At 59.7% G+C, this 3,493-nt stretch carries 5 protein-coding genes; 4 read left to right on the top strand and 1 reads right to left on the bottom strand.

Features of this window, described 5'->3' with window-relative positions:
• Positions 1-16: 16 nt before the first annotated feature.
• The 4 genes from thiS to EN893_RS24680 are packed head-to-tail and all read left to right on the top strand — an operon-like array spanning position 17 to position 2,397.
• Positions 17-214 (top strand): sulfur carrier protein ThiS, encoded by a 198-nt coding sequence (thiS, locus tag EN893_RS24695; RefSeq protein WP_024504260.1) that lies wholly within the window; start codon positions 17-19, stop codon positions 212-214.
• A 1-nt stretch (position 215) separates the two neighbouring features.
• Positions 216-989, top strand: a complete 774-nt coding sequence (locus tag EN893_RS24690; RefSeq protein WP_024504259.1) for a thiazole synthase — start codon at positions 216-218, stop codon at positions 987-989.
• On the top strand, positions 986-1,591 hold the full coding sequence (locus tag EN893_RS24685) for a thiamine phosphate synthase (RefSeq protein WP_063169416.1): 606 nt from the start codon (positions 986-988) through the stop codon (positions 1,589-1,591). Before EN893_RS24690 ends, EN893_RS24685 begins: the two co-directional genes overlap by 4 nt.
• A complete protein-coding gene (locus EN893_RS24680; RefSeq protein ID WP_063169417.1) occupies positions 1,582-2,397 on the top strand; it encodes a hydroxymethylpyrimidine/phosphomethylpyrimidine kinase in 816 nt (271 codons plus the stop codon). The genes EN893_RS24685 and EN893_RS24680 overlap by 10 nt, the downstream gene beginning before the upstream one ends.
• 905 nt (positions 2,398-3,302) lie before the next feature.
• On the opposite strand, the gene EN893_RS38740 is transcribed toward EN893_RS24680, so the two are convergent.
• Positions 3,303-3,493, bottom strand: a 191-nt coding sequence (locus EN893_RS38740) for a hypothetical protein (protein WP_206640168.1), incomplete at its 5' end; no start/stop codon positions are given.

Genomic DNA, 3,493 nt, shown 5'->3' with positions numbered 1-3,493 from the left:
ACCAAGGAGCATGCTCATGAAACTGATGGTCAACGGCGAGGCGCGTGAGATTGCCGCCACCACGCTGGCCGAGTTGCTTGCCGCGCTCGACTATGAGGGCGATTGGCTCGCCACCGCCGTCAACAGCGACCTCGTGCACAAAGCCAACCGCGCGGAGTTCCAGTTGAGCGACGGCGACCGGATCGAAATCCTCTCGCCCATGCAGGGCGGCTAGCATGTTGGAGCTTTATGGAACCGAGCTTTCGTCGCGCCTGCTTCTCGGCACGGCTCAGTATCCTTCGCCGGCCATCCTTGCCGATGCAGTCAAGGCATCGGGCACGTCGGTGGTGACCGTCTCGTTGCGGCGTGAGATGGCGGGCGGTAGGGCCGGCGAACAATTCTGGTCGTTGATCCGCTCGCTGGGCGCCAGAACCCTGCCCAATACCGCCGGCTGCCTCTCCGTCAAGGAAGCCGTCACCACCGCGAAAATGGCGCGCGAGGTCTTCGGCACCAACTGGATCAAGCTCGAAGTGATCGGCAATCACGACACGCTACAGCCGGATGTGTTCGGTCTGGTTGAAGCCGCCCGCATCCTGTGCGAGGACGGCTTTGCGGTATTCCCCTATACCACCGACGATCTCGTTGTCGCCGAGCGGCTGCTGGAAGCGGGCTGCAAGGTCCTGATGCCGTGGTGCGCACCGATCGGTTCCGCCTTGGGACCGGTCAACATGACGGCGCTGCGCTCGATGCGCGGATATTTCCCTGGCGTCCCGCTGATTGTGGATGCGGGGCTCGGACGGCCGTCGCACGCGGCCACCGTCATGGAACTCGGCTTTGACGCCGTGCTCCTGAACACAGCGGTCGCCAAGGCGGCAGATCCGGTCGGCATGGCGCGTGCTTTCGGTAAGGCGGTCGACGCCGGTCGTGAGGCGTTCAGTTCGGGAATGCTCGAACCGCGCGACGTCGCCGTGCCATCGACACCGATGGTCGGCAGGGCCGTTTTTTCATGAAGCTCGATCCCTTCTACCTGATCGTCGACAGCGCCGCCTGGATCGAAAGGTTGGCGCCGCTCGGCGTCAAGCTGATTCAGCTTCGCATCAAAACCATGGATGAAACCGGGCTGCGCGCGGAGATCCGCAAGTCGAAGGCCTGGTGTGTCCAACACAAAAGCCAGCTCATCATCAATGATTATTGGCGCCTGGCAATCGAGGAAGGCTGCGATTTCGTGCATCTGGGCCAGGAGGATTTGCAAACGGCCGACCTCTCGAGGATACGGGCAGCGGGCGTCAGGCTCGGATTGAGCACGCATGATCATGTCGAGCTGGAAACGGCCATGTTTGCCGAGCCCGACTATGTCGCGCTCGGTCCGATCTATCCCACCACTTTGAAGAAAATGAAGTGGGCACCGCAAGGGCTAGAGCGGATCAGCGAGTGGAAGCGGCGGGTGGCGCCGATCCCATTGGTCGCCATCGGCGGCCTCAACCCCGACCGCCTCGACGGCGTCTTTGAGGCCGGCGCCAACAGCGCCGCAGTGGTCACGGACATCACGTTGAGCTTCGACCCCGAAGCGCGCACGCGAGAATGGATCGAAAAGACGGACCGATGGCGATGAGACGAGAACCGCATGTGCTTGTCGTTGGCGGATCAGATTCCAGCGGGGGTGCTGGAATAGCACGCGACATCGAGACGATCTCTGCCGTTGGCGTGCGCACCTGTCTCGCCGTCACAGCGCTAACGGTGCAAACGCACGACGCCGTGATCGAAATCCATCATTCGCCACCCAGCATGGTGGCCAATCAGATGTGTGCCGCGCTACAGGCCAACGACGTAGCCACAATCAAGATCGGCATGCTGGCGACTGCCAAGATCATTGTTGCCGTTGCCGCAGTGCTGCGCAAATTTCCGCAAGTGCCGGCAGTACTCGACCCTGTGCTGGCCTCCACCTCAGGCCGCGCACTTCTGGAAGCAGGCGCTATCGCTGCCATGAAGCGCGATTTGATGCCGCTTTGCTGCATTGTCACGCCCAACCTTCCTGAACTGGCGCTCCTTACTGGTTCCGAACCGGCTTCGGATGAGGACGGTGCGCTCCAACAAGGACAAAGACTGCAGGCCGTCGGCCCTCAGGCCCTGCTGATCAAGGGTGGGCACGCGTCGGGTCCCCGATCGGCCGATATTCTGTTACGCTCCGATCATGAACCCATCCACTTCGACACGCCGCGCCTTGCTATATCGATGCGCGGAACAGGTTGCATGCTGGCCAGCGCGATTGCGGCGCATCTGGCGAAGGCGAAGTCGCTCGAAGATAGCGTGCGCGAAGGCAAGCTGTTTGTGTTCGAGAAGCTTCAGAAATGCCGGCTGAATAATCACAACGTTCTGCGTCCAGCCAAGCAGACCCATTTTCCAGAATTTTTCCAGTAGCGAGACTGGAGGGCTACTGCTTCTCTATGCCATCCTTACAACGCGTTGAGTTCCACTGTGCCGTCCAGAATTATCTGTCGTTGTCCAGAATTAAGCCGGGCTTAGAACTGAAACGAACCCGCCGAAAGGTACGAGCGGCCCTCACTCGATAAGGGTTACCAAACCTATTCCTGTGGGCTACCAATCCGCGTGGTGGGTGGCCTTAGGTTACCAATCAGTGTGGCGTCCGGAATTATCTGCCTCTCTCCGGAATTAAGCCGAGATTAGAAGATCGGTGCGGTATTGCGCCCGGTCAAACCGTGTCGATTTGCGGCGTAGCCGACGTGTCTCACGCTTGGCGGCGTCGCACGCTGGTCCCGATTGTCGCCCGAATATCTGCCTACCGGCGACAGTGAATGCGCCAAGCTAGACCTTCGTCGATAGGGCGGCTCCGGTTTACCAATCCTGTCGTCCTAGGTTGACCAATCCGTTGTCGACCGTGAGCGGGTTTACCAATAAGGGCGGCTATATTCTGCGCAAACCCAATCACCTGATGCCAATCCAGAATTAATCGTCATTAAGGGCATTGGTAAACTCAGTCTGAAACCCCACCCTTAGCCAGAAAACTCTCCTGTTTTCAATCGCATAGCCCGCCCGCCAGCAACCGATAATTCGGGACCGGTAAACCCGTGAAAGGCCCAATAATTCCGGACGTCACACCAGTCTGCCCTTTTATGCGACTTTTCGAGCACAGACCGGGAACATCTGACCGTTTCCATTCATCGCCCAAGGCCGGTTTAGCGCTGGAAAAGCCAAAGTGCGGGAGTAAGAATGGCCGCAACGGGGCCGGAAGCCGTCGGTCAGCTTTCGGGGAGTGATCCCGGTAAGTTCGCAACTCATTCGCTTCTTTTCTGCAGTCCCCGCCATTACGAGTTGGCGGTGTCGGTCGCCGAGGGGATCAACGCCATTACTGCGGCTAGTTCGGCCCTCCGGACGAGGAATGGCATGCGCGTCGTCCCATAGTGCTTGGCAAGATGGAAGCGGTGCATGCCTCCTACGATGTGAACTTGGCCTTGGTACTCGCCGAGCAAAGGCGGTGTGACACCGCGGCCATGCA

It is taken from the genome of Mesorhizobium sp. M7A.F.Ca.CA.004.04.2.1 (genome assembly GCF_004022825.1).
In the GTDB taxonomy this organism is placed as follows: Bacteria; Pseudomonadota; Alphaproteobacteria; order Rhizobiales; family Rhizobiaceae; genus Mesorhizobium.
The sequence above is the reverse complement of the archived record's forward strand: the minus strand, read 5'-3'. Positions and strand labels throughout refer to the sequence as shown.